General features: G+C 36.8%; 21 protein-coding genes. 18 read left to right on the top strand and 3 right to left on the bottom strand.

Going from position 1 to position 24,235, the window contains the following annotated elements; translation table 11 throughout:
• The first annotated feature begins 85 nt into the window (after positions 1-85).
• From B494_RS20285 to B494_RS0116245, 14 genes are all read left to right on the top strand, one after another.
• Positions 86-436: a DUF1980 domain-containing protein gene (locus tag B494_RS20285; protein WP_051128291.1), complete on the top strand. Its 351-nt coding sequence runs from the start codon at positions 86-88 to the stop codon at positions 434-436.
• Positions 436-984 (top strand): TIGR03943 family putative permease subunit, encoded by a 549-nt coding sequence (locus tag B494_RS20280; RefSeq protein WP_051128289.1) that lies wholly within the window; start codon positions 436-438, stop codon positions 982-984. Before B494_RS20285 ends, B494_RS20280 begins: the two co-directional genes overlap by 1 nt.
• Positions 985-1,152: 168 nt before the next feature.
• On the top strand, positions 1,153-2,220 hold the full coding sequence (locus B494_RS0116300) for a M42 family metallopeptidase (RefSeq protein ID WP_017473454.1): 1,068 nt from the start codon (positions 1,153-1,155) through the stop codon (positions 2,218-2,220).
• Positions 2,221-2,275: 55 nt separating this feature from the next.
• Complete coding sequence (locus B494_RS0116295; protein ID WP_017473453.1) at positions 2,276-2,782, top strand: DUF84 family protein; 507 nt, start codon at positions 2,276-2,278, stop codon at positions 2,780-2,782.
• Positions 2,783-2,956: 174 nt separating this feature from the next.
• Complete coding sequence (locus B494_RS0116290) at positions 2,957-3,463, top strand: hypothetical protein (RefSeq protein ID WP_017473452.1); 507 nt, start codon at positions 2,957-2,959, stop codon at positions 3,461-3,463.
• Positions 3,464-3,656: 193 nt separating this feature from the next.
• Positions 3,657-4,697 (top strand): PTS sugar transporter subunit IIC, encoded by a 1,041-nt coding sequence (locus B494_RS0116285; RefSeq protein ID WP_017473451.1) that lies wholly within the window; start codon positions 3,657-3,659, stop codon positions 4,695-4,697.
• Positions 4,698-4,714: 17 nt separating this feature from the next.
• Positions 4,715-5,035, top strand: coding sequence for a thioredoxin family protein (locus B494_RS0116280; RefSeq protein ID WP_017473450.1), 321 nt, complete (start codon positions 4,715-4,717; stop codon positions 5,033-5,035).
• Between the two features lie 122 nt (positions 5,036-5,157).
• Entirely contained in the window at positions 5,158-5,982 is an 825-nt protein-coding gene (locus B494_RS0116275; RefSeq protein WP_017473449.1) for a DUF1444 domain-containing protein, read from the top strand.
• A 1-nt stretch (position 5,983) separates the two neighbouring features.
• Positions 5,984-6,586, top strand: coding sequence for a YtpR family tRNA-binding protein (gene ytpR, locus B494_RS0116270; protein WP_017473448.1), 603 nt, complete (start codon positions 5,984-5,986; stop codon positions 6,584-6,586).
• A gap of 463 nt (positions 6,587-7,049) precedes the next feature.
• The gene (locus B494_RS0116265; protein ID WP_017473447.1) at positions 7,050-9,137 is read left to right on the top strand and encodes a DNA translocase FtsK; all 2,088 of its coding nucleotides are present in this window, start codon (positions 7,050-7,052) and stop codon (positions 9,135-9,137) included.
• Between the two features lie 71 nt (positions 9,138-9,208).
• On the top strand, positions 9,209-10,318 hold the full coding sequence (locus B494_RS0116260) for a nicotinate phosphoribosyltransferase (RefSeq protein WP_017473446.1): 1,110 nt from the start codon (positions 9,209-9,211) through the stop codon (positions 10,316-10,318).
• 183 nt (positions 10,319-10,501) lie between these two features.
• Positions 10,502-11,794 (top strand): UDP-N-acetylmuramate--L-alanine ligase, encoded by a 1,293-nt coding sequence (murC, locus tag B494_RS0116255; protein WP_017473445.1) that lies wholly within the window; start codon positions 10,502-10,504, stop codon positions 11,792-11,794.
• Between the two features lie 241 nt (positions 11,795-12,035).
• Positions 12,036-12,458: a DUF948 domain-containing protein gene (locus B494_RS0116250; RefSeq protein WP_017473444.1), complete on the top strand. Its 423-nt coding sequence runs from the start codon at positions 12,036-12,038 to the stop codon at positions 12,456-12,458.
• Between the two features lie 24 nt (positions 12,459-12,482).
• Positions 12,483-12,971 carry a YtxH domain-containing protein gene (locus B494_RS0116245; protein ID WP_017473443.1) on the top strand — a complete coding sequence of 163 codons (489 nt, stop codon included), beginning with the start codon at positions 12,483-12,485 and terminating at the stop codon, positions 12,969-12,971.
• 64 nt (positions 12,972-13,035) lie between these two features.
• On the opposite strand, the gene B494_RS0116240 is transcribed toward B494_RS0116245, so the two are convergent.
• Both B494_RS0116240 and B494_RS0116235 read right to left on the bottom strand, forming a co-directional pair.
• Positions 13,036-15,171 (bottom strand): cell division protein FtsA, encoded by a 2,136-nt coding sequence (locus B494_RS0116240; protein ID WP_017473442.1) that lies wholly within the window; start codon positions 15,169-15,171, stop codon positions 13,036-13,038.
• Positions 15,172-15,371: 200 nt separating this feature from the next.
• Positions 15,372-16,727 carry an IS1182 family transposase gene (locus tag B494_RS0116235; protein ID WP_017470474.1) on the bottom strand — a complete coding sequence of 452 codons (1,356 nt, stop codon included), beginning with the start codon at positions 16,725-16,727 and terminating at the stop codon, positions 15,372-15,374.
• 336 nt (positions 16,728-17,063) lie between these two features.
• On the opposite strand from B494_RS0116235, the gene B494_RS0116230 reads away from it, so the two are divergent.
• From B494_RS0116230 to motS, 4 genes are all read left to right on the top strand, one after another.
• On the top strand, positions 17,064-18,131 hold the full coding sequence (locus B494_RS0116230; RefSeq protein ID WP_017473441.1) for a bifunctional 3-deoxy-7-phosphoheptulonate synthase/chorismate mutase: 1,068 nt from the start codon (positions 17,064-17,066) through the stop codon (positions 18,129-18,131).
• 224 nt (positions 18,132-18,355) lie between these two features.
• A complete protein-coding gene (gene ccpA, locus B494_RS0116225; RefSeq protein ID WP_017473440.1) occupies positions 18,356-19,351 on the top strand; it encodes a catabolite control protein A in 996 nt (331 codons plus the stop codon).
• A gap of 91 nt (positions 19,352-19,442) precedes the next feature.
• Complete coding sequence (gene motP / locus B494_RS0116220; protein WP_017473439.1) at positions 19,443-20,270, top strand: flagellar motor protein MotP; 828 nt, start codon at positions 19,443-19,445, stop codon at positions 20,268-20,270.
• Positions 20,257-21,033 (top strand): flagellar motor protein MotS, encoded by a 777-nt coding sequence (motS, locus tag B494_RS0116215; RefSeq protein ID WP_017473438.1) that lies wholly within the window; start codon positions 20,257-20,259, stop codon positions 21,031-21,033. The genes motP and motS overlap by 14 nt, the downstream gene beginning before the upstream one ends.
• Positions 21,034-21,140: 107 nt before the next feature.
• Here motS and B494_RS0116210 read toward each other — a convergent pair whose 3' ends face one another.
• Positions 21,141-24,137 carry a transglycosylase domain-containing protein gene (locus B494_RS0116210; RefSeq protein WP_017473437.1) on the bottom strand — a complete coding sequence of 999 codons (2,997 nt, stop codon included), beginning with the start codon at positions 24,135-24,137 and terminating at the stop codon, positions 21,141-21,143.
• Positions 24,138-24,235: the final 98 nt, after the last annotated feature.

Raw genomic sequence — 24,235 nt, 5'->3', positions numbered from 1 at the left:
ACGGGTGCTAATAACGATCAATCAGTGGGAGAAGAACGCATACCTCACTGATTGAAGCTTCGTTTTATTAAAGGGAGGTTATCGTATGAGATTTTCTTTTATACACGCTTTTCGGTCAATGATTTTGTTGCTATTTGTCTTGCTAATGGGAAACTTACATTATAGTGGTGATATATTTATGTTGATTAATCCAGATTATCAAAATCTAAATGGATTAGCGGTTTTTATACTTGTCATACTCTTCCTTGTCCAGTTACAAAGGGTTTGGTTTCAAATCGAAGTTTGCGGATATGCTTGTGAACACGATCATGTGCATGATAAAGGGAGCTTAAATATAAAGACGTGTCTTGCTTACTTGATTATTGTTTTTCCGATTTTCATGGGTTTTATCTTACCTTTCACTTGGATGCATCAATCGCTGCAAATCGAGGGGTGATGTTATCATTAACAAGTCATGCTTTAAGTTTACAAAATGAAGAACCTTTTTACTATCCAAACGCAAGCATGGACGAAACGCATCAATACGATACACCGGCAGATCTTAATTTATACAGTAGTATGGTAACAAAAGATGAATATCAGAATGTATTAACTCAGTTAGTTGGACAAGATTCGCTTAATATGACAGACCAAGTCTATTCTGCCTATTATGAAGCAATCAATAAAGATATCCAGAGCTTTTCGGGAAAAAAGATTACATTAAACGGCTTTGTGTATAAAAACCGATCCCTTGATTACAATCAAGTGGTTATAGGAAGATTCTTAATTACGCATTGTATAGCGGATGCAAGTTATATAGGGTTTCTCACTGAACTTAATCAAGCACCGCCGTGGCCAGAGAATACATGGGTAGCGGTCACAGGAACAATTAAAACAACAGCGTATGAAGGTGTGAAATTACCAACGATACAGGTGGAGGAGTGGGAAATGATCAATGAACCAGACCAGCCATATGTATACCCCATGCATATTAAAATTCGCTAATAACTTCGTTGAAGAAAAATTTAAAAGATAGAAGGAATTAAGATTTGGTTAACGAGGTAATTAGTAGTAGAAAAAACTTCAGATCGCTTTTATTTATTAGTAACTGGAAATAATCACATATCTTCGCTACAATAATGATATTGGATTAATAAATGGAGGTTTTACATAATGAATCAAGAGACAAAAGCAATGTTCAAGACGTTGACAGAATTGCAAGGCGCACCAGGAAATGAGCACCTAGTTCGTCAATTTATGCGTAACGAATTAAACAAATACGCTGATGATGTGATTCAAGATCATCTAGGTGGTGTATTTGGTGTGAAAGATGGCGATGGACCTAGAGTGATGGTCGCAGGTCATATGGATGAAGTTGGATTTATGGTTACTCAAATTACCAAAAATGGAATGTTACGATTTCAACCATTAGGTGGCTGGTGGAATCAGGTGATGCTTGCACAACGTGTACAAATTATGACTGATCATGGACCTGTTATTGGTGTGATCGGTTCAATACCACCACATAATTTAACTGCAGAGCAGCGAGCTAAACCTATGGAAATCAAGAATATGCTTATTGACATCGGTGCAGATGATCAAGAGGATGCAAAAGCCATAGGCATAAGACCAGGTCAAGCGATCGTACCCGTTACCCCTTTCACGCCAATGGCAAATGAGAAAAAAATCTTAGCTAAAGCATGGGATAATCGTTATGGCTGCGGATTATCTATTGAATTGTTAAAGCTATTAAAAGATGAGACATTACCTAATAAACTTTATTCTGGAGCGACTGTTCAAGAGGAAGTTGGCCTTCGTGGTGCTCAAGTTGCTGCAAATATGATTAAACCAGATATTTTTTATGCATTGGATGCTTCTCCAGCTAATGATATGTCCGGGGATGATAAAGAATTTGGGCAACTGGGTAAAGGGGCGTTGTTACGTATATATGATCGTTCCATGATTACGCACAGAGGTATGCGTGAATTTATACTTGATACAGCAGAGTCCAATAAAATACCATATCAATACTTTATTTCACAAGGCGGTACTGATGCAGGGCGTGTCCATTTAGCACATGAAGGTGTACCATCGGCAGTGGTCGGTATTGCGTCGCGCTACATTCATACACATGCTTCAATTATTCATATTGATGATTATGCTGCTGCACGTGAGTTAATTGTAAAACTTGTCCAACAAACAGATGCTAACACTTTGGAACAGATTCGATTAAATAGTTAATAAAATTCAATCTTTCGATCAATATAGCCAGAAGTGAAGGAGTTGTACAGCATCGATGGAAATTATAGTAGGTTCTGAAAATAAAGCTAAGTTAAATGCCGTAAAGGCGGTTTTTCAAACGGAAGCGGTAAGAGCAGCTTTAGCTCCCTCTAAAGTATCAGATCAGCCTTTTAGTGACGAGGAAACATTAACAGGTGCGATTAATCGAGCAAAATATGTTCAAAGTGTACAAGCAGATACCGTGGGAATAGGTTTGGAAGGTGGTGTAATGGAGCTTTGTAATCAACTGTATTTGTGTAATTGGGGTGCTTTAATCGCGCCTGATCATCGTATTTTCAAGGCTAGTGGGGCTCGCATCCCCTTACCTGATGTCATAGCAAAACCATTATATGACGGTGTGGAATTAGGTGTAATTATTGATGAATATGCTGATAAAGTGGGGGTAAGCCAGCAAGAGGGAGCTATCGGTATCTTAACGAATAATCAGCTATCAAGAGAGACTATGTTTATTCATATTGTCCAACAACTAAAAGGACAATGGTTATTTGCAACAAAGAAATGAAAATAAAACCATAAATATATCATTTACATTGCAATTGATTAAATTATTGTAATATTGCTGATCTCCTCTTGTAATTGTTTGAATTCATAGTATTATATAATATGGATTTACTACGCTGGTCATTGTCATTGATAGCGGTAATGATTAATCTTTAAACGGCTAGGGGAGTTTTAGATGAGAAGCAAAATAATTAGACTATTTATATTTGGTTTATTCGTTTTCATTCTTAGTGGGTGTGGTCCTTCAGAGGAAGAGACGCTAGCAACGATTGAAACCATGATCGACTCTACTTTTGATAATCAACGTTCTCAACCAAATCATGAATTTGCGTCTTTCGATATATATTTGCCAGACCAAATTTCAGTTATTGAGGAGACGGAAAGCAACTTGATTTTTACAGATCAAGATCAAACGTATATTTTGTTTTATAATACGCTAGAAGAACAAGATAGTAGATTTTTCTATCAATCAGCGAAAGCAACAGAAAATTATGCTTTGCTTGAAGCGTATGAAGATGATAATCGTTTCGGATATGTTAAAGTAGCTGAAGTCGAAGATAATTACGAATTACAGGTGGGTGTTGGTGGTGTTCGTTTAACGACACATACATCATTAGATGAAATGGATCAGGATTTAACAAAGATGGTTACTATGGTAAATTCTATTGATTTCCACCAATAATAAAAAACTGTCTATCCAGTTTTAAAAGTGTTAAAGCTTTTAGAGAGGTGATAGGCAGTTTTTTATTATAATTTTTTTTAGAGCAGGTTTATTTTAGGAAATAGGTTCTTCATCATTAATTCTCGCTCTCTGTCTTGTCACATGTAAAAACATAAGGTAAGATAAATAGGAAGCAAAAAAGGGGGAGTATGTGATGAGAGATTTTTTAAAAAGAAAAGATATTCAGTTATCACCACAAGTCTATTTAATTACAGCGCTAAGTTACATGGCGCTTGGGCTATTTTCGTCTCTAATTATCGGACTTATTGTTAATACTTTAGGTGAGCAAATCGCACAATCTTTTGGTGACTCAATCATCAGTGAATCTTTATTAGAAATTGGCGCATTTGCAATGGATGGTAACGTTGTAGGTGGTGCGATCGGTGTTGCAATAGCCTATAGTTTAAAGGCGCCACCGCTTGTCTTATTTTCATCTTTATTTGCAGGTGCATTTGGTTATAGTCTCGCCGGCCCGGTTGGTGCATATATCAGTGCGTTATTCGCTACAGAGACTGGTAAAATAATCTATAAAGAGACGAAAATAGATATAATATTAACACCTTTTCTAACCATTGTGGTAGGATATGTAGTAGGTAAATTTATTGGTCCTCCAATTGATACCTTTATGACGGGGCTTGGAGAAGTGATTAATTGGTCAACAGCACAACAGCCTTTTATTATGGGAATCATTGTAGCTTTATTAATGGGTTGGGCATTGACAGCACCTATTTCGAGTGTGGCGATTGCGTTAATGTTGTCACTAGATGGTTTAGCAGCAGGGGCAGCCGTTATTGGCTGTTCAGCTCAAATGATAGGCTTTGCTGTAGGAAGCTATCGAGAAAATGGGATTGGCGGCTTATTAGCTCAGGGTGTTGGTACGTCGATGCTACAAATTGCTAATATATTAAAGAAACCACTTATTATTATTCCGCCTTCAATAGCGGCTATCATCATGGCACCATTCGGAACCGTATGGTTTGGTATGATTAATAATGCTTCTGGTGCAGGTATGGGTACTTCTGGATTAGTCGGCCAAATTATGACTTTCCAAACAATGGGTTTCACATTTAATATACTTGGTATGATTTTAATTGTGCATATTGTTGGTCCCGCTCTAATTAGCCTCATTATATCTGAATGGATGAGACATAAAGGTTGGATTCAATTTGGGGATATGAAAATCAATTATGATTAAACAATGGGGGCAATATAATGGAGAATTTACAAACAGAAGAACAATTTAATGAGCAAATCAAGCAAGGTAAAACAGTGTTTTTATTTTCGGCGAATTGGTGTCCTGATTGTCGAGTAATAGAGCCTTTCTTACCTGAATTAGAAGAACAATATCATGATCTGACATTTATTCATGTTGATCGTGATCAATTTATTGATTTATGTGTAGCGAATGATATCTTTGGGATCCCTAGTTTGTTAGCTTATCACAATGGACAAGAGGTTGCTCGTTTTGTCAGTAAAGATAGAAAAACACGAGACGAGATCGAAACCTTTTTGAATAAAGTATCAAAGGCATAACATAGTATGCACTTAATGCTGATGAAAATAAAAGTACCTCGTGGTACTTTTATTTTCATGTCTCGTCTAAGTCATGATACAATAACATACAGTACATACTAATCCTCAAGGAGGAAGTAACAATGACTTTAACGAGCTTTAAATTAAAAAAAATATTAGACGATAAATTTAATGGAGAACAGTGGAATACGTCTTTCAATAGAGAAGAAGATCGCTATCGTGTAGAGTTAACGGATACTAAAAAAGGAGTTACAATCACTCTCCCTAGTGTTATCGCCAAATACGAAAAACGTGGGAATATTGCCATTGAAGAACTTGTTGATCATATTAAAGCTTCATTAAATGTAATGAACAAGCAACATCGCCTATTAAATAATGAAAAAAATATTTATCCAGTTATTCGGAGTACGTCATTTCCAACTGAAACGAAATCGGGCTTACCGTTGATTTGTCATGAACACACAGCGGAAACAAGAATTTATTATGCATTAGACTTGGGGAATACATACCAACTTATTGATAAGCAAATGCTCAATGAGGCAAATTGGGAGATCGAACATTTGCGAGAAATGGCATTATTTAATATGAAGTCATTATCGATTGCATTAAAAAAAGATCATGTTGCTGGTAATGATTTTTACTTTGTTGCAGCTAACGATGGTTATGATGCAAGTAGAGTATTGAATGAATCTTGGTTAGCGGAAATGGCTGAACATGCGCATGGAACGTTAGCATTAGCTGTGCCCCATCAAGATACGTTAATCGTAGCTGATATTCAAAATGATATGGGTTATGACATTTTAGCACAAATGGCTATGCAATTTTTTGCCGAAGGACGTGTTCCTATTACAGCGTTATCTTTTATCTATGAAGATAAAAAGCTAGAGCCGATATTTATTCTTGCGAAAAAAAAACCCGTTCATAAAAACAATAAAAAGGATGATTAATATGGAAATTTTTTTAAATAAAAAGGGAATTGGTGATGTGTTAGTTATACCCTTTAAACAAGGTAATCGTTATCAGGTAGCATATCATCGCTATGGTGATGTAACAGAAATATATGATCAGGAAACAAATCAAGTGTTAGGTTATAATCTTTTTAACGCCTCAACTTATATTGATTTAGAAGATGGGCAGCACTCTCTCAACCAATCACTACTTGATGAGATCAATAAAGCATTTGAAAATAATCATGTGCCCAATCGATTAGAAGTCGATCTGTCCCCTAAATTTGTCGTGGGCTTTGTAAAAGAAAAGCAAAAGCATGAAAATGCGGACAAATTAAATGTATGCCAAGTTGATTTAGGTGAAGAGGTTGTACAAATTGTTTGTGGTGCACCTAACGTCGAGGCTGGTCAACATGTTGTTGTTGCAAAAGTAGGCGCAATTATGCCTAGTGGTATGGAAATTAAGGAAGCGAACCTAAGAGGTGTTGATTCATTTGGTATGATTTGTTCACAACAAGAGTTAGGATTACCAAATGCACCAAAAGAAAAAGGGATATATGTATTAGAAGGCAACCAAAAACCAGGGACAGCTTTTCAGTTTTAAAACAGTAGAAAAATGCGTAGAAGAGTTTTACTCTTTTGCGCATTTTTAACACGCTATGAAAGCATAAAAAAACCTTCAATTAGTAGGTGGAGAGCTACAGGACGTGGCGGTCTTAGTCTGTAATCCTTCTTAATGATTTGGTGGTTTTAGTCTGTGATCTTACTCATCAATTGAGGAACACAAGCTAACGTCTTCGCGTCCTGCGAAAACGTTAGCTTTAATCAAATTGTAATAGCGGAATAGGTAGTAGCGGAGTGAAAATTGCAAGGTATCGAGTATTAGAAACGCTAATAAGATCGTTAAAGGTCGAGTGAATGAAAGTTTTTCTGGAAATATCGATACCCCATCATTTTATCAAACAACGGCTTCTATTCTATACAAAGCTAAAAAGTAAGTAGTTAACAAATGAGAAAACTGATAAAATGTAAATTAAATAGCTTAAATGGAAGAGTGAGCGATAAAAATGTGGAGACGAATAAAGAAAAAAATCAAACAATTATTTCATGAAGATCACCAATCAGTAAATAGCACATCACAATATACTGCTGAACAAACAGATCATCGTTTAGATGCTAAGGTGTCTTATCGATATCCAAAAACAAATTCATACCGGTTCCCGATGCCAATTGATCCGCCTGAAAGTCGTTATTATGATGAGAAACGTCCTCAACGCACATTACATACGATTAACGAGGCAAGTGAAGTTGAAAAAAACCGTTTAAAACGGAAACCCTTTCGAGTGTCTGATGTTCCTTCACCTGTCTATGGTTTTAACGATAGTAAAGCTATGAAGGCGCCTATTGAAAAACCAGCGTATTTAAGACGTGAACGAAATAAGCCATTAATAACAGAGGAACAACATGAGCAAATTGATGAAGAATTGATTAACGAGGACTTACAAAATAATCATCAAACGTTTGAGCGCGATGATATAACCATTAGTGATGAGCAAGGTACAGAACGTTTAACCGAACCTGAAAAAAGAGAGAACGTTGAGCATGCAATTGATATGCAATCAAAGGAAGAACCGATCGAGAAAGATAGACGGAATCAGAAGGTTCAACGTAACCATCCTTTTAACGTTAGAATGACACCGAGTGATAAACGCCGACGCGACCAAAAAAGAAAAACAGTTGTTTCATCTGAAAATCAGCGTCCTCCATTACATTTACTGGACGATATTCCATCAGCAAAAGGTATGGACCAACGATGGGTTAATAGTCAGTCAGAAAGATTGACAACGACATTAGCTCAGTTTAATGTTAATGCTGATGTGGTTAATGTCATGCAAGGACCGTCAGTAACACGTTTTGAAATACAGCTTGAATCAGGGACAAAAGTAAGTAAAGTGAAGAATTTAAGTGATGATATAAAATTAAATATGGCAGCTGAAGATATTCGGATAGAAGCACCGATACCCGGAAAAAATGCAATTGGTATTGAGATTCCAAATCCGACAGCTCAACCTGTTGGTCTACTAGATATTTTTAAATCAGAGACGTTTTATAATGCTCAGTCTCCTCTGACTATTGGGCTAGGTCTTGATATCTCTGGCCAGTCTATTGTATCAGACATAAGAAAAATGCCCCATGGCTTAATCGCAGGTGCAACAGGTTCTGGGAAAAGTGTTTGTATCAATGCAATCTTACTTTCTCTTTTATTTAAAGCGTCACCGAAAGATGTACGTTTAATGCTTGTTGATCCGAAAATGGTAGAACTTGCTCCGTACAATGAAATCCCACATCTTGTCTCACCCGTCATAACCGATGTGAAAGCAGCTACTCAGGCTTTGAAGTGGGCGGTTGAAGAGATGGAGCTGCGTTATCAGAAATTTGTTGATTCAGGAACGCGTGATATAGAACGTTATAATCAAAAAATTGAAAAACAAAACAATTCAGAAGAGAAGCTCCCGTATCTCATCATTGTTATTGATGAATTGGCTGATTTGATGATGGCTGCGCCTCAAGATGTAGAGGATGCCATCTGTCGAATTGCTCAAAAAGCACGTGCATGTGGAATCCATCTTTTATTGGCAACACAACGACCATCAGTTGATGTCATTACTGGGTTAATTAAAGCGAATATACCAACAAGAATTGCTTTTAGTGTCGCTTCACAGGTTGATTCGAGAACAATGATTGATACGAATGGAGCTGAACGATTACTTGGTAAAGGTGACATGCTTTTTGTCGAAAATGGTGCCAGAACGCCATTACGTATTCAAGGTGCATTCGTTTCAGACGAAGAAATTGAGCGTATTACGAGCCATGTACGGCAACAAGGTGAAGTCAATTATTTATTTGAGCAAGAGCAATTAATCCAACGCAATGAACAGTTGGAAACAGAGGACGAACTCTATCAAGAAGCGTTAACATTTGTTCTGGAGAATAATAGTATTAGCACCTCATTGTTACAACGTCGTTTTAAAATAGGTTATAATAGAGCTGCACGACTGATTGATGCTCTGGAAGAACAGGGTGTTATCTCGGGTCAAAATGGTAGTAAACCGAGGAGCCTATTGGTATCCAAGGAAGAATATAATCAACTATGAGTCAATAAGTTGACGTGTCAGTAGTCATTTACAATAATAATCTTATACAAGCTAACGAGGAGTTTAAACCAATGGAAAAAGAAATTGCAATGAAGTTAAATGGAAAGATTGATCGTTTGACCAATAAAACATTTAAGTTTGATGAGCGTATTAAGGAAGGTTGGTTTTCAGCTGTTTATTTTTTAAAGACAAAAGAGATTGCTGAGAAGAAGCGACCAAATAATGAGGTCATTATGCAGTTTTTTCAAAAGGAAAATGCCGTTCTATGTGGTACAGATGAGGCTATCGCGCTCATACACACTTTTGCTGACCACCCTGAGCAATTAGACATCCATTCGTTGAAGGATGGAGATAAAATTAGTCCGTATGAAACAGTGCTTACGATAAAAGGCCCCTACCAATCATTTGGTTACCTGGAGGGGATTATTGATGGTATATTATCTCGACGCACTTCTGTTGCAACAAATGTATACAATGTAGTTAAAGCGGGAAGAACTTCTGGTAAACAAAAGCCCGTCATTTTTATGGGAGATAGAGACGATCATTATACTCAGCAAGCAGGAGATGGCTATGCCGCTTTTATAGGAGGCTCTACGGCGCAAGCCACCCATGCAATGAATGAGTGGTGGGGAAAGACGGGGATGGGAACCATGCCGCATGCACTAATTCAATTATTTGAAGGCGATGTAGTAGAGGCAGCAAAGGCTTATCATGAAGTATATCCGCAAGATGAGCTAATGGTACTAGTGGATTATAATAACGATGTCATAACAGATGCGCTGAAAGTTGCCCGAGAATTTGGTGAAACCTTAAAAGGGGTTCGTTTAGATACGTCAAACAATATGGTTGACAAATACTTTCTTAGAAATCAACATGTCATGGGGGCGTTTGATCCTAGAGGAGTCAATCCAGAACTTATTTTTGCGTTAAGACAGGCTTTAGATGATGAAGGTTTTGATCATGTAAAGATTATTGCAAGTGGTGGGTTTACAGAATCCAAAATCCGTATGTTTGAGAAACGGAACGTTCCTGTTGATTTATATGGTGTAGGGCGTAGCCTCCTTGATATCAAAATAGGATTTACTGGAGACAGTGTTGTACTAAATGGCAAACCTGAATCAAAATTTGGTCGCCAGTACCGGCCTAATCCTAGATTAGAAAAAGTATTTTTTCAGAATTAACCACATATCTACCTGTGAAAAACATTTTTTTATGATATAATATAAAATTGTGCGATTGAGGTACTTTTATTATGTAATGAATACTTATGTTATAGTAAAACGACAGATAGCTTAATCAATAAGTATCATCTGTGTTTTCTAATATTTTAAAAGAGTCGATCACTCTTTTGGAGGTACAAATTTATGACGATTTATCATTTTGTTGGCATTAAAGGAACAGGTATGAGTGGATTAGCTCAAATACTTCATGATGCTGGTGAAACGGTTCAAGGCTCTGATGTTGAAAAGACATTTTTTACAGAAGAGGCATTAAAACAGAAAAGCATACCTATCTATCCATTTTCTAAATCTAATATTAAACCGGGTCTAACGGTTATTGCTGGTAATGCTTTTAAAGATGACCATGAAGAAATTGTCGAAGCAAAAACACTGGGGCTGCCGATTTATCGCTACCACGAATTTTTAGGTGAGTGGCTTAGTCAATATACGAGCATTGCTGTTACAGGAGCCCATGGGAAAACATCAACGACAGGTTTACTCGCTCACGTTCTTGATCAAACGTATTCTATATCGTATTTAATTGGAGATGGAACAGGGTTAGGTCATGCAAATAGTGAATATTTTGTCTTTGAAGCTTGTGAATATCGTCGACATTTTTTAGCTTATAAGCCTGATTATGCCATTATGACAAATATTGATTTTGATCATCCTGATTACTTTACAAGTGTTGATGATGTTTTTAATGCTTTTCAAGAAATGGCTGATCAAGTCAAAAAAGGGATTGTAGCTTGTGGTGATGATGAATATTTGCAAAAAATCCAAGCCAAAGTTCCCGTTCTATATTATGGATTTGAAGAAAGTAATGATTTTCAAGCAAAACATATTTCTGAAGTAGCTTCAGGTACACAATTTGATGTGTTTGTGCGCAACAATTTTTATGAGACATTTACCATACCTACATATGGTAAACATAGTGTGTTAAATGCATTAGCGGTTATTGCATTGTGTCATTACGAAGGGATGCAAGCAGAAGATATTAGGCATTTAGCTACATTTGGTGGTGTTAAAAGAAGATTCTCAGAGAAGAAGAAAAGTAACCAAATTATCATTGATGATTATGCCCACCACCCTAAAGAAATTGAGGCAACGATTGATGCTATTCGTAAGAAATATCCAAATCGACAGGTTACGGCAATTTTTCAGCCCCATACTTACACTCGAACGAAAATGTTCTTGCAAGAGTTTGCTAATGCCTTAAAGTTAGCCGATTTTGTTTATTTGTGTGATATCTTTGGCTCAGCACGTGAACTTGCTGGGAAATTATCGATTGAAGATCTACAAGCTTTAGTTCCGAATAGTAAATTACTTACGTTAGATACTACTGATGAACTTAAGGATAATAAAAGCGGTGTCCTCGTTTTTATGGGGGCGGGAGATATACAGAAGTATCAAATCGCCTATGAAGAAATCGGATAAAATGAGATCAATAAGCAGGAAAATAGCCGCTCAATAGCGAATTTTATTGAAGCGGCTTTTCTATCTATAGGTGAAAAGTTTTCTACTTCATTCACTTACTGAGTACCAAGTTTGTCACGAATAAATTTTATAAATTTGCTAAGTTTATAAAAAGAGTATGTTTAAATGTACCTGTAACGGGTAAATACCACTATGCTGGCTTTATCGGTTAACTACATAGAAAAGGAGTGTGCAGAACAGTATGGTAAACCTTCTGTATTTCGCAGCAATAATATTCGCTATTGCTTTTGCAGCTTTGGTTGTATACATTATTAAGGTGCTAAAAGAAACAGAGCGGACCATGGCCAATGTGGCTAATACATTAGAGGGATTAGAAACGCAGATGGAAGGTATAACAACAGAGACTACACTTTTATTAAACCGTACGAATGCATTAGCAGAAGACATCAATGAGAAGTCAAAGCGACTAAATGGTGTTGTTGATAGTATTAGTGGTTTAGGTGATACGGTTTCTGGTTTTAATCAATCGATTAAACAAGTGTCTGATGCTATTTCAAAAGTAGCAGTAGAAAACAAAGAAGAGACAGCTCAAGCTGTTAAATGGGGAACAGTGGTTATGGAGTTGTTTAAAAGAAGAAAAAAGAATAATGAGCAATCATTATAGAATATTTTAGGGAGGAATTAAATTATGTCGAAACAAAAAGATCATTCAAGTGACAATATTAACGCTAAGGATTTTTTAATTGGATCATTAGTCGGTACAGCAATTGGTGCTTCATTAGCTCTATTGTTTGCTCCGAAGGCGGGAAAAGAATTAAGACAAGATATTAATAAAGGTGCACACGAGTTAAAGGATAAGGCCAGTGAATGGAAAGATGTTGCCTACGAGAAAACAGATGAATTTAAAGATTACGCTAGAGAGCAAAAGGCTCATCTTCAAAAAGCAGTAACAGAAAAATCTCAAGAATTTCATGATAAATTTAATGAAACAAAGCGGTCGTTACAGGAAAAAATCAATCGTGCTTATGATGAAGTAGAAGAAACGAAAGCAGATGTACTTGAAAAGGCAGATGAACTTAAAGAAACAGCAAAGGAAAAAGCAGAAGTAACAGAAGATGCTGCAAAGGACGTAAAGAAGACAGTTGAAAAAGCAGCTAAAGATGTAAAAGATAAGTAAAACAAATGCCGAGTGTTGAAAAAGACACTCGGCATTTGTTTTATTTGAGCTGTATTTTTAAAATTTAATATTTAATTTCAATCACATCATTTTCAGATAGAGGGTCAAGGAAAGTCGCAGGTTGACTATTTTTTAGAATTGAAACATTACCTTTTATTTCACTTATATCTATTGATACAAATCTAAATAAGTCTTGGAAGATAAAAGCCTGATCATCAGCTTGTTTAAGTGTTAATTTAGATTCAGGTGCAACTAAATCTGATAAACTAAGCTGTTGTTCACCGAGATAAACAGAAATAATATGTTTTTCTAACTCAACTTTTTGATCGTTAAAGATAACATTTAGTTTTTTGGTTGCTTTAATATCTAAAAGATTCAGTAGATCAGAAACCGCAGCTTTTTTGGCTGGTTTGAATGTAATTGTATCGTTAGCTTTTAAGGCTTGATTTGGCGTAGCCTTTTTGTTATTAACCTTTAACTGAGCAGAAAAACTAGATAGTTCAATTTTTTGATTATCTAAATACACAATATAGCTTGATAGTTCAGCAAGTAGCGACTGTTTTCCCACACTTTGTAGCCATGCTGCTAATGTTTTTGTTTCCTCTATAGTGATATCGTCATGATCTTTAAGGATATAATCTGGACTTGTCACATAGCCATTAACTTTCAATGTCGGCTTAATGGTATACGTCTCATTATTGAAAGTAATAGAAAAACTATTGTATGTATCGACCATCTCTTCAATGGTAACGTGTGGCTCAACCCCATCCTGTCCTTTCTCAACATATAACTGATCCCCATGTTTTATCGGGTGGTCCACATTTATTAGCTCATTGTTTAATAGCACACGGGGAGGTTTACCGTGACTACCAGGTAGCGTAATGTTTTGCTTATTAAAGGTTACCATATAAGCCATACCCGGCTTTCCATACATTTTTTCGATGTAAACGCCGGCAGCAAGTAAACAATCACCAACAGTTAATTGCTTCATATCAAATAAACGAACTGCACGATCATTAACAGTCACACTGATATAGTGAACGGGATTCTGCTTGGCCGCAATTGCGATGCCAATTGGTGTGATAAAAGCAGGCCCCTCTGGTATGTCTACTTGGGCTTCTAAATTAGGTATCGCTTCTGTACCTCGGGTTGCTACACGGTTAATCGGTAGACTTAACTTCTTAGCTAATACATGTGTTAAATTTGGGGTTAGACTACCACCACCTACTAACATAACTGCTTTAGGAGATCTGTTATTCAGTGTAATCATTTCTTCTGCAATATGTTGAGCTAATTGTTCTATTGAAGGTGCAATCGCTTTAGTTACATCTTCTAATGAGACGCTTTGTTCAAAACCGAGAATATCAGTAATGGTAGCTTCTCCAAATTCAGTAATCTGACGTTTAACGCGTTCTGCTTCATTGAAATCAAGGAGGTAATAGTCACTTATTGCTTCAGTAATTTCATCGCCTGCTTTTGCGACCATACCATATGCTGTAATGGTCCCTTCGTCAGTAAGCGCAATATCGCTTGTACCGGCGCCAATGTCAACTAAAGCAACATTTAAACGACGCATGGACTCAGGAATAAGTACATTTATGGCGGCGATCGGTTCTAGTGTTAAAGCTGCCATTTCTAAGTTAGCGCGTTGAAGGGCTGCAAGCAAAGACTCTACAACAACTTTAGGTAAAAAAGTGGCAATAATCTCTACCTCAGCTCGTTGTCCTTGTTGATCAATAAGGGAGCCAATAATGTCATCGTCAAGTTTATATTGTAGAACAGAGTATCCGACACAATAATAATGAGTTTGGCTGTTTGTATCTTTTTCTTCATGCGCCAAATGATGTTGTGCTTGTTGAACAGCACTTAGCTCGAGAAAGCGTACATCTTCTTTATTAATAAGAGGATGTTGATCAATCTCTTTAGTTATAGTTGTTCGTTTCGTTTTTAAAGCACGTCCTGCAGCGGCGACACAAACCTTATCCAAAGTTAAGTTATGTCTTTCTTCTAACTCTTTTTTGACATCGTTAATGACTTGGGAAACGAGTACAACATCATGAATCTGTCCATCGAGCATAGATCTTTCTTTATGTTCGGCAATCACATAATCTACTAATTTATATGACTGATCATTGACTTCTAACAACAAACCTATAACTGATCTTGTACCAATGTCTAGTGCAAAAATTGTATTATCCATTCTTTGTATCCTTTCTATTCACGTGCTATATAAATTAAAGTGTAACAAAAAAATTTCAATTCGCATAAACCATTTTTATTATTAAAGGAAAAAGTATAAAAAGCTTATATTCAATATTAAATCGAATCAATTTCATAATTCATCTTTTTAAAAATTTAAAGACCTACAGAATTTTAGTGATATCGTTTTAAAAAGTTTTTTTAAGCAACTTGTTGCTGATTTAACACTAAATTCACACGATCACTTGCTAATTTTGATGCATTATAAACAAGCGTGACGATGTCAAAATGAACTTTTGCTCGTTTTCCAGTTCGATAACGCACATTGTCCAGTTGAAAATATTCCTTTAGATAACCATTGACGCGTTCTACTGCTGAGCGGCGCTTTGATATATGTTTCCACGCTTTTGACCCACGAGCTGGGGCTGTATATTTTCGGAGATCTGTCGTGATTTTTACTTTATAAACCTTTTGGCAAATACTTTCGTTAGCTAAAGGACAGTCGCTACATTCTTTTGGTCTTGTGTATTTCAACGTTTCATACTTGGCATAAAAACTATCATAACGATAGGAATGTTCCCTAAAACAGGTTGGGGCAAAGTGTTTATCAAACCCAATGGGTTCTGCTTCATTTTTCTTATTATAAGCAATGACAGATTGGTTTCCCATTCGATGAACTTGAACATAAATAGGGGCGTAGTCATATCCTGCATCCATTGTCTGGTAGGTCAAAAAAGGCAAGGATAGGCATTCATCCACTCCCTTTAATAAAGGAATAGCTGCTTTTCCATCATTGAGACTGCCAGAAGAAAAAAGAGACTGTAAAATGTACTGACTGGATGTTCCAACAGCTAAGTGACCTTTGTAGCCGTACCAAAAGACATTTTTTCCTTCGCTGTTCTTTTTCACACCCCATTTAGGGTCTTGAGGAACTTCCGAACGTAACTCATGTAAAGGAACATCCAACTGAGCTTCTATTTTCTTTTCGTAAAGGGGAAGTTTTGCTTCCTTTTCTGCTTGTTCCATCAGCCATTGTTCTCGCTCGTCTTTTGGTTTGCGCCCGCGCTTGTTAGGCTCTGCTTTTGGCTTTTCTTCTTTTGGTGGTGCTTGATCACGTGCTTCAAAATGGGTGGCGTCAATAGCGACGGTGTCATCCATAATAAAGCCTTCAGCAATGGCTTGAAGAACAACTTTCTCTTGTGACTTCTCTAACACATCAGAGGCACTCAGTTTCGTTATAAGTCGTGAATAGGCAGCTTCAGAGGGAGTGTTGTCAGACACAAGAAACCCACAATTCAACTTAAATAGAACGTCATCATTCAGACGTTTGATCAGGTCCTTCATCGTCGGAATGCGCTCAACGATTCGTACAAACATAGAAATAATCATCGCCGCATAATTCAACGCTACGGGTGCACCAAGTCGGGATTTTTTGTTTATTTCATGGTAGATAGCATCCAAATCTATTGCTGAAATAATGGCTTCATAACGTTGGGTAGGTTCCATCTCGTATAATTCTTGGATGCCAAATAAGTTTTGTTGTCGTATAATGGTCATAAGGGGTACTCCTCCAGTCTTTTTTTGGTTGTCTCTCAACTACCATTATACAAGATTTGGGGAGGTACTTCCTTTTTTATCTCTCAAACTCGTTGGGGCTCAAGGACTCTGAATTATGAAATTCACTCAATCACTAAAATTAAAAGAAAATACTAAATATTTTAACATTGTAGTGACAAGTGAGAAATAATTAGCTATAATAATCCCTAATTATTCATTATATCTTTTTATTATACTACAATTAATGGTTTAGGTTAATTGTCGTTGAGTTGTTTTTAAAAGTAAAGAAAAAAGCTGTCTTTTTGGATAAGCTAACATTAACAGGGGGTAATCAGATTGAGTAATCAACAATTGGATCAATTAAGAGAACAACTTGATCAAGTTAACTTAGAAATACTAAACTTGATTAACAAGCGTGCTGAATTGGTAAAAGAAACGGCTCATGCAAAGGAAAATCATGGAGCAGATAAAAAATATGATCCAGTACGAGAACGTGACATGCTAGAGTTGATTAAAAAATATAACAATGGACCGTTCCAAGATGCTACTATTATTCATTTGTTCAAAGAAATTTTCAAGGCGGGCTTAGAATTACAAGAGAAGGACCACAGCAAGGAATTACTTGTCTCAAGAAAGCGTAAAGCTGAAGATACCATTATTAATATTAATGGAGCAGCTTTTGGAGGTGGAGACCCACACTTTATTTTTGGACCTTGTGCGGTAGAAAGTTACCAGCAAGTTGCTCAAGTCGCTGAACAAATAAAAAATAAAGGATTGAAAATTATTCGTGGGGGAGCCTTTAAGCCTAGAACTTCTCCATATGATTTTCAAGGGCTCGGTTTTGAAGGATTACAAATTCTCAAGCAAGTGGCTGAAGAATATGGTTTAGCTGTAGTAAGTGAAATTGTAAACCCAGCAGATATAGAAAAAGCAGCAGAATATCTAGATGTTATTCAAATTGGTGCAAGAAACATGCAAAATTTCGAGTTGTTAAAAGCGGCTGGAGAAGTGAATAAGCCAATTGTACTGAAGCGTGGGATGTCTGCTACGGTATCAGATTTTATTAATGCAGCAGAGTACATTAATTCTAGAGGTAATGGTCAAATCATTCTTTGTGAACGTGGTATTCGCACATATGAAACATCAACACGAAACACACTAGATATTACTGCAGTTCCCATTTTGAAACAAGAAACGCACTTACCTGTTATTGTAGATGTAACCCATTCAACAGGGCGAAGAGATTTATTAATTCCCGCTGCAAAGGCAGCTCTAGCAATTGGAGCAGATGGTGTTATGGCTGAGGTACATCCAGATCCGGCCGTTGCTTTATCAGATGCGCAACAACAAATGGATTTTGAACAATTTGATCAATTTATGAATCAAGTCGTTGTTCAGAAATAAGTAGTATAGCCCTAAAAATTGCCTATAAATGTAATTTTTAGGGCCTTTTGATTTTTTCAATTCAAAATAAGCTAGAAACCACAGACTTGTTTTGCGAAATTTGTTATACTATTGTATGTATTTTAAATCATAAGATGTCGATATAGTATGGGAAATAGCTTACTATGCTATACTGTACATAACTAGGAAAACGATTATTTTATTTACTATTGGAGGTTGAAATGATGAATGTAACGATATATGACGTTGCACGTGAAGCAAATGTATCAATGGCTACTGTTTCAAGAGTGGTGAATGGAAATCCGAATGTAAAGCCTGCGACAAGAAAGAAAGTTTTACAAACCATTGAAAGATTAGGCTATCGCCCTAATGCGGTGGCACGAGGATTGGCCAGCAAAAAGACAACAACAGTTGGTGTGATTATTCCGGATATCTCGAGCATTTTCTTCTCAGAATTGGCTCGTGGTATCGACGATATTGCTAATATGTATAAATATAATATTATATTGAGTAACTCGGACCAGAACATTGATAAAGAAGTGAAATTAATTAATACGATGCTTGAAAAACAAGTAGATGGAATTGTATTTATGGGGGGACGTATTACAGATGAGCATATACAGCAGTTCAAAACGTCACCAGTACCAGTTGCTTTAGCAGCTACAGTAGATCCTACTCAAACGATTCCATCAGTTAATATTGACTACGAAGTTGCTGGTTATGAGGCGACTAAACTATTAATTGATAATGGACATGCACATCCTGCATTTGTAACAGGTGTAGAAGAAACAGCAGCTAACGAATTAAAATATCGTGGTTACTTACGTGCACTAGAAGAAACGGGTCAAAGCTTAAATGAAGCTTATATTATCCGTGGTGATTTCACTTATGGTTCAGGTATAGAAGCAGCTGATCAGTTGCTAGGCTTAGACAGACGACCTTCTGCTATTTTCGTAGCTTCAGATGAAATGGCGTTAGGTGTGATTCATGCCATTCAAGATAAAGGCTTAAGTGTACCTGATGATATTGAAGTGTTCGGCTTTGATAATACAAGATTAGCAACAATGGTTCGACCAACGCTTTCCACTATTGTACAGCCAATGTATGATATCGGTGCGGTTGCTATGCGTTTACTAACAAAGTATATGAACAAAGAAGAAGTGACAAACTCGAATGTCATTTTACCACACCAAATTATTGAAAGAAGCTCAACAAAATAAAATTATTGCCGATATACGAAATATCGAACTTGCAAATCCTTGGCATGATCACTTTCATCCAAAGATTTTATGTTAGTTAAGGAGAGAGCATATGAAAAAAACAGATATTTTAACACCAATCGGCATTACATTAGGTATTATTATGATTTCTTTTGGAATCATATCAAGTAGTGGAGGTTTTGATGGATTTCTAGCTTTTATTCAAATCTCTTCCATGGTTATTGTAATTGGGGGATTATCAGCAGCGCTACTTATTAACTTTAACCTTGATCAAGTTAAGATGATGGGACGTGTAGTCAAGGAGTCATTTAACAAGAATGATCATAATTTAGAAGAGCTTATTAGCTTGTTTGAACGACTTTCAGAACGTGCTAGACGTGAAGGTCTACTGGCGCTAGAAGGTGAATTAGAAGATGTAGATGATCCATTTATTAAAAAAGGCGTCTTATTAGCCATTGATGGTATCGAGCCTGAAGTTATTCAGGACATCATGAGTGCAGAAGTAACAGCAATGGAAGATCGACATTCCAAAGGACGTATGATAATTGAGAAAGCTGGTGATTACGCACCTGCATGGGGAATGATTGGTACATTAATTGGGCTTGTTCTGATGCTAAATGATCTTAATGACCCGACAACATTAGGTCCTCAAATGGCTGTTGCTTTATTAACAACGTTTTATGGCGCAGTTATGGCTAACTTAGTGTTTATGCCAATGGCTGGTAAGTTAGAAGCCAAGACAGATGAAGAAGTATTTACGAAACAGATTATTATTGAAGGTGTAATTGGTGTGCAATCCGGTCAAAACCCACGAATTCTTAAAGAGAAACTAAGTGCTTTTCTATCTGATGATATGCGTAAGCGCCGTTCTGTTGAAAGCGAAGATGCAGTGGAGGGTATAGCAAATGAAGCGTCCTAATAAAAAGCCACCTAAGGGTAGCCCAAAATGGATGACCACCTTCTCAGATATGATGACACTTATATTAGTATTTTTTATTTTACTATTTTCAATGTCGCAAATTGATGCAGCTCGGTTTGAAGCTGTGGCAGAATCTTTTCGTAATCGAATGATTTTTGATGGTTTTCCTTCTACGGTGGAAATGGACAATCCGTCAGATAGTGCTGATTTGAATCAACAACAAGAAGAATTTGATAATTTTAAACAGAATTTATTTGAAGAAGACGGCTTAGATGAAGATGAATTAGAGTCTGATCAAGAGTCATTGGAAGAATTGTTAGAAGAAATTGAGGATTTTTTAGAAGTGAATCAATTGCAAGAAGTTATTTCAGCTAATCGCACGGATCAAGGTGTTGTTCTTATTTTACAGGAACGTATTCTGTTTGATACCGGTGAAGCTGTCATAAAATCAGAAGGTGAGCCATTTTTAGATAAGGTGGCATTATTACTCTCTAATATACCGAACAGTGTTCGGGTAGAAGGGCATACAGATAATCGTCCTATTTCTACACCGGCATTTCCTTCGAATTGGGAGTTGTCTGGAGCGAGAGCAAGTAGTGTGATTCGTCATATTATTGACGCAAATGATTTTGATGAAGAGCGTTTCATTGCGGTAGGTTTTGGTGATACTCGGCCAGTAGCACCGAATGATTCACCAGATAATTGGCAACGTAATCGAAGAGTTGAAATTGTCATCTTAGAATTAGCACAATCATTGAATTAAGCTTATAGTAAACAGCACATTGTTTTAAAACAATGTGCTGTTTTTTGTTAAATAAAAATAACGCTAGGGAATTACCCAAGCGTTACTCGTTTTGAAGATTCGTTTTATTAACCATCGTCTTCTTCTCTGTTATCATCAGAACCATCGTTCTCATTGTCTTCATCGTTATCTGCATCATCACTGCCATCATCACCATCTTGACTATCCTCATCTTCTTCCTCTTCATCACGATATGAGGGATGATCATTATTTCTATTGCCACGGCTTCTATTGCTGTCTTCATTATTGTCATCATCGGTATCATTATCCTCATCTTCATCTTCATCGTCTTGATCAAACTCACCATCAACATAAGAAGATGAAGGTTCCGATTCACGACCAAAGTAATTGACAGCTACGACATGGTAAACAGCTGAGTTACTACCGACATTTATATCTGTATCAATCGTTGAATCATAAAGAGAGAAATCATCATCTGGATCATCTGCACGATAAATACGATAACCAACAACATACCGACTTGATGATGCACTCCAAGTCAAGTTATTACCTGACTTGGAGAGGGAAGTAGGTGAATTTGGATTATTTCCGTTATCTTCAATGTCAACTAATTCTGGAATTTCAACCGCATCCCATGCAGAATTATTGTCTGGAATTAACTGACTAATATCATCGAGCTGATCATAGCCCATCTCACTCAACCAATCTGGGTTAAACATGACCCCATCATCTTGTGTGAATTCTTCTGGTGTATTACTTCCTGCAACGACAGCTTCACCATCCATAATCACATAGCTTCCATCAATTAAGCTGTCATCGTCATTTGACGGTGTATAGGCTGCATTAAAAATGTCACTGCCCACTAATCCGAGCGATTGACTTATCTTAGAAGGAGCTTTGCCTGAAACAAGACTAAATGAACGTGAAACAATATTATCAGGCTGAGAAAACCTTGATGATGGCGCCATTAAATCAGGATCGACTTCAGTGGCGGCATTTACTAATGCGGCCCACAATGATTGTGTTCTTCCGCTATATCCATCATCAAGTGGTTGATTATAGTTATAGCCAATCCATGTCCCTAAAGTGACATTAGGATTAGTTGCGACAAACCAGTTATCAGCAGCATTATTAGATGTACCAGTTTTACCAGCCCAGTCCACGCTAGCATTTCTCAACTGACTTCGAGCTGTTCTACCGGTGCCTTGTGTTAATACATCACGCATCATATCGAGCATCAAATAATTTGTTTGGGTACTAAAAACATCAACAGATTCACTTTCATGTTCAAAGATAATGTCTCCATCTAACGATTCAATGGTTTCAATCATATAACTTTCAAGATATTCCCCCTCATTACCAAACGCTGCATAAGCATTTGTGTTTTCTTCAATCGTTGAACTATAAGTCCCAATGGCAAAAGAAGGAAGCGTAACATTCTTGTTATGAGAAAGTCCCATTTTTTCACCGTACTCAGTAAACGCATCAGTCTCTTGTTGCAAATCTTGAAAAATAGAAGCGGCGGAAACGTTATATGAATTGGCAAGTGCTGTTCGAGCGGTCACTAAACCATAATAGCGACCTACTGTAAAGTTATTAGGCCAACCTTTTCCTTCGCCATAGTCTAAATTGACATCAGCAATGATTGATCCTGGTTGGATAACACCTAACTCCATTGCAGGCGCATAAACGAGTAATGGTTTTGCTGTACTACCAACTGAACGACTTACCCGAGTGGCGTAGTTTTGATTATCTTGTTCAAAATCACGACCACCGACAAAAGCAATAATCGCACCTGTGCTATTATCAATTAGTATACTTCCGGCTTGCTCAGGCGTAACTAAGGGGACATCTTCACCTGTTTCTGGATCTTGTGTCATAATAACAGCACCAGACTGCTCATTTCGTGCGGTCTTATCTTGACCAAAGTTATTAAAATTCTCAGCAACGTCCTGAAAAGTATCATACATTTCCTTATTGATGGTGGTATGAATTTTATAACCACCTTGAGATAACTCTCTTGAGGCATAGATTTGATACTGTTCTTTTAATTCGTCATTACCATCTAAATCTTCCATTGTATAGCCATCTTCTTCAGCTAGATACTCAATAAAGATCTCTTCTGTTCGTCTCCGTACTTCTTCTGTTAAATACGGATATTCTTCAAAGGCTGAAGGAGAACGATTAGCAAAACTATCAACAATATCAAATGCCAATGCTTCTTCACGTTCCGCTTCAGTTATATAACCAGCTTGTTCCATTCTTGCTAGAACGGTTTGCATCCGATTAAGTCCGGCTTCAAGTCCATCTTCATCCTTTAATGTACCATTATTGTTAAAAGGACTATAAGTGATCGGACTCTGAGGAAGTCCAGCTAAAAAAGCGGCTTGCGCTAAGTTAACATCATCAGCGTCAACACCAAAAATCCCTTGTGTTGCCGTTTGGACACCTGCAATGTTTCGACCATTAGCATTTCGTCCAAATGGGACAATGTTAAGATAAGCCTCAAGAATCTCATCCTTTTCCATGAAATGTTCAAGTCGTAATGCTAATATAATTTCTTTCGCTTTTCGGTCAAATGATACTTCATTTGTTAACAATTGATTTTTAATAATTTGTTGTGTTAACGTACTACCACCTGTTTGCGTAGCTGAACCTGAAACCTCTTGAAACATGGCACGCATAATCGCTTTAGGGACAATACCATCGTGTGTCTGAAAATACTCATCTTCAGTAGCGATAATGCCATTAATAATATAATCAGAAACATTATCTAAGCTCACTTCTTCTCGATGAATATCAGAGCTCACTTCTCCCATATAAACTTCATCGGCAAAATATATTTCTGACGTTTCTTCGTAATTGTGGATAGCACTAACCATCGATTCTTGTGAGCGGAGGGGCTCATCTTTGACTAATGATGCAAAATATCCAGCTCCTAATCCTCCAATAAAGAAGACAGCGATGATACCAATTACGATGAAAAATAATATTATATTCCAAACCACATCATAACTAATTCTTGCAACTTTTTGAATAACACCTTTATCGATCAAAGATTTAGTTTTCTTCCAGATGTTGTTTAGTCGTTCTTGAAAAGTCATATCAATACCTCCTAAAATTCCATCTCATATTATAGCATATTTCAGCAATTAAGAAGTATCTGAGCCGACATTTTTTAAAAAAAGCTTGCGATTGTCAT

It is taken from the genome of Amphibacillus jilinensis Y1 (assembly GCF_000306965.1).
GTDB classification, from domain to species: Bacteria; Bacillota; Bacilli; order Bacillales; family Amphibacillaceae; genus Amphibacillus_C; species Amphibacillus_C jilinensis.
The sequence above is the reverse complement of the archived record's forward strand: the minus strand, read 5'-3'. Positions and strand labels throughout refer to the sequence as shown.

Bases quoted from the DNA above. Each gene is read 5' to 3' on its own strand.
- B494_RS20285 (WP_051128291.1), top strand. From the start codon at position 86: ATGAGATTTTCTTTTATACACGCTTTTCGGTCAATGATTTTGTTGCTA.
- B494_RS20280 (WP_051128289.1), top strand. From the start codon at position 436: ATGTTATCATTAACAAGTCATGCTTTAAGTTTACAAAATGAAGAACCT.
- B494_RS0116300 (WP_017473454.1), top strand. From the start codon at position 1,153: ATGAATCAAGAGACAAAAGCAATGTTCAAGACGTTGACAGAATTGCAA.
- B494_RS0116295 (WP_017473453.1), top strand. From the start codon at position 2,276: ATGGAAATTATAGTAGGTTCTGAAAATAAAGCTAAGTTAAATGCCGTA.
- B494_RS0116290 (WP_017473452.1), top strand. From the start codon at position 2,957: ATGAGAAGCAAAATAATTAGACTATTTATATTTGGTTTATTCGTTTTC.
- B494_RS0116285 (WP_017473451.1), top strand. From the start codon at position 3,657: ATGAGAGATTTTTTAAAAAGAAAAGATATTCAGTTATCACCACAAGTC.
- B494_RS0116280 (WP_017473450.1), top strand. From the start codon at position 4,715: ATGGAGAATTTACAAACAGAAGAACAATTTAATGAGCAAATCAAGCAA.
- B494_RS0116275 (WP_017473449.1), top strand. From the start codon at position 5,158: ATGACTTTAACGAGCTTTAAATTAAAAAAAATATTAGACGATAAATTT.
- ytpR (WP_017473448.1), top strand. From the start codon at position 5,984: ATGGAAATTTTTTTAAATAAAAAGGGAATTGGTGATGTGTTAGTTATA.
- B494_RS0116265 (WP_017473447.1), top strand. From the start codon at position 7,050: ATGTGGAGACGAATAAAGAAAAAAATCAAACAATTATTTCATGAAGAT.
- B494_RS0116260 (WP_017473446.1), top strand. From the start codon at position 9,209: ATGGAAAAAGAAATTGCAATGAAGTTAAATGGAAAGATTGATCGTTTG.
- murC (WP_017473445.1), top strand. From the start codon at position 10,502: ATGACGATTTATCATTTTGTTGGCATTAAAGGAACAGGTATGAGTGGA.
- B494_RS0116250 (WP_017473444.1), top strand. From the start codon at position 12,036: ATGGTAAACCTTCTGTATTTCGCAGCAATAATATTCGCTATTGCTTTT.
- B494_RS0116245 (WP_017473443.1), top strand. From the start codon at position 12,483: ATGTCGAAACAAAAAGATCATTCAAGTGACAATATTAACGCTAAGGAT.
- B494_RS0116240 (WP_017473442.1), bottom strand. From the start codon at position 15,171: ATGGATAATACAATTTTTGCACTAGACATTGGTACAAGATCAGTTATA.
- B494_RS0116235 (WP_017470474.1), bottom strand. From the start codon at position 16,727: ATGACCATTATACGACAACAAAACTTATTTGGCATCCAAGAATTATAC.
- ccpA (WP_017473440.1), top strand. From the start codon at position 18,356: ATGAATGTAACGATATATGACGTTGCACGTGAAGCAAATGTATCAATG.
- motP (WP_017473439.1), top strand. From the start codon at position 19,443: ATGAAAAAAACAGATATTTTAACACCAATCGGCATTACATTAGGTATT.
- motS (WP_017473438.1), top strand. From the start codon at position 20,257: ATGAAGCGTCCTAATAAAAAGCCACCTAAGGGTAGCCCAAAATGGATG.
- B494_RS0116210 (WP_017473437.1), bottom strand. From the start codon at position 24,137: ATGACTTTTCAAGAACGACTAAACAACATCTGGAAGAAAACTAAATCT.